We start from the raw sequence: 1,737 nt of genomic DNA, 5'->3' as shown, positions 1-1,737 counted from the left end.
GCCCGATCGCCGCCTTCCTGGCCTCGATGTCGTGCTTCACCCTCAAGTCGACACGCATAAAAAGCCTCCCATTTCTCATGTCCAAGAAATGGGAGGCAGTTCAAATTAGCTACCTAATGAGTGGGTGCGGAAAGGGTGTGAATGTTGGATTTACGCGCTATGATGTGCCCCTGCATACAGAGCCCAGCGGAATGGTAACGGTCGCTGGGACACGTTATTCGAAAGGACAATCATGTCAGAAGAGCTTCGTTCCATCCCGCCCCAGCAGGGGTCTTTTGTGTTTACGTCGGAGTCGGTGACCGAAGGCCATCCCGATAAGATCGCCGACCAGATCAGCGATGCCGTCCTCGACGCAATCCTCGCCAAAGAAATAGAGCTGCAGGAGCAGGGCTATATTGCGCCCAACGGCGTGCCCGCCAACGTGGAAAACGTCCGCTGCGCCTGCGAGACCCTCGTGACCACCGGCACCGTCATCGTCGCCGGAGAGATTCGCACCCAGGCATACGTCGACGTGCAGGAAATCGCCCGTGGCGTCATCCGCCGCATCGGCTACAACCGCGCCAAGTTTGGCTTTGACTGCGATACCTGCGGCGTCATGAGCCTCATCCACGAGCAGTCCCCCGATATCGCCCAGGGCGTCGACGAGTCATTTGAGACCCAGACCGGCGCTACCACCGACCCGATCGACCTGATCGGTGCCGGCGACCAGGGCATGATGTTTGGCTACGCCTCCAACGAGACCAAGACCCTCATGCCCATGCCGCACTACCTGGCAAGCCGCCTGGCGGAACGCCTGTCCGCCGTGCGCCACGACGGCACCCTGCCCTATCTGCGCCCCGACGGCAAGACCCAGGTCACCGTGCGCTACGAGGACGGAAAGCCCGTGGAGGTCACAACCATCGTCATCTCCACGCAGCACGCTGCCGAAGTTGAGGACATGGGCAAGATCAAGGCCGACCTCATCGAGCATGTCATCGCACCCGTCATGGATGCCGAGAACATGCCGTGGGATGGCGCCGATATCTATGTGAACCCCACCGGCCGCTTTGTCGTGGGCGGCCCCATGGGCGACACGGGCCTGACCGGCCGCAAGATCATCGTCGACACCTACGGCGGCTACGGCCGTCACGGCGGTGGCGCCTTTAGCGGCAAGGACTGCACCAAGGTCGACCGCTCTGCCGCGTACGCCGCTCGCTGGGTCGCCAAGAACGTAGTCGCCGCCGGCCTGGCCGATCGCTGCGAGGTCGAGCTGGCCTACGCCATCGGCGTGTCCAAGCCGCTGTCGATCATGGTCGACACCTTTGGCACCGCGCATATTGCCGAGGACAAGATCGTCGAGGCCGTGGAGAAGACCTTTGACCTGCGCCCGGGCGCAATCATCCGCGACCTGGACCTGCGTCGCCCCATCTATGAAAAGACGGCAGCCTACGGTCACTTTGGCCGCGAAGACGCCGACTTTACCTGGGAGAAAACGGACCGCATCGACGAACTCAAAGCAGCCTGCGGCCTGTAAGCTAACGAGAAAAGCCACAGCCAAATAAAAACGCACCAAAAAGAGGTACCGGAACAACCTGTACCTCTTTTTTATTTAAAGGTGGTGAAGATGAGCCGGCCTGGGACATGGAAGGTTGATTTCCGATCTCAGCCGAACACATTGAGCTGACGGCACGCTCCCGCAGTCAACCGAACGCCCCCGCGGCCCCTCTCGGGCCCCGGGGGCGGCATTTTCCCAGTTGA

General features: G+C 61.1%; 1 protein-coding gene. It reads left to right on the top strand.

All coding sequences use genetic code 11. The features are described 5' to 3' along the window. Positions 1-232 precede the first annotated feature (232 nt). Complete coding sequence (gene metK, locus ACTQ1E_RS08765) at positions 233-1,513, top strand: methionine adenosyltransferase (protein ID WP_427728191.1); 1,281 nt, start codon at positions 233-235, stop codon at positions 1,511-1,513. The last annotated feature ends 224 nt before the right edge of the window (positions 1,514-1,737 follow it).

The sequence above is a fragment of the Collinsella sp. LCP21S3_C7 genome, assembly GCF_052118485.1.
Taxonomy (GTDB): Bacteria; Actinomycetota; Coriobacteriia; order Coriobacteriales; family Coriobacteriaceae; genus Collinsella.
The sequence above is the reverse complement of the archived record's forward strand: the minus strand, read 5'-3'. Positions and strand labels throughout refer to the sequence as shown.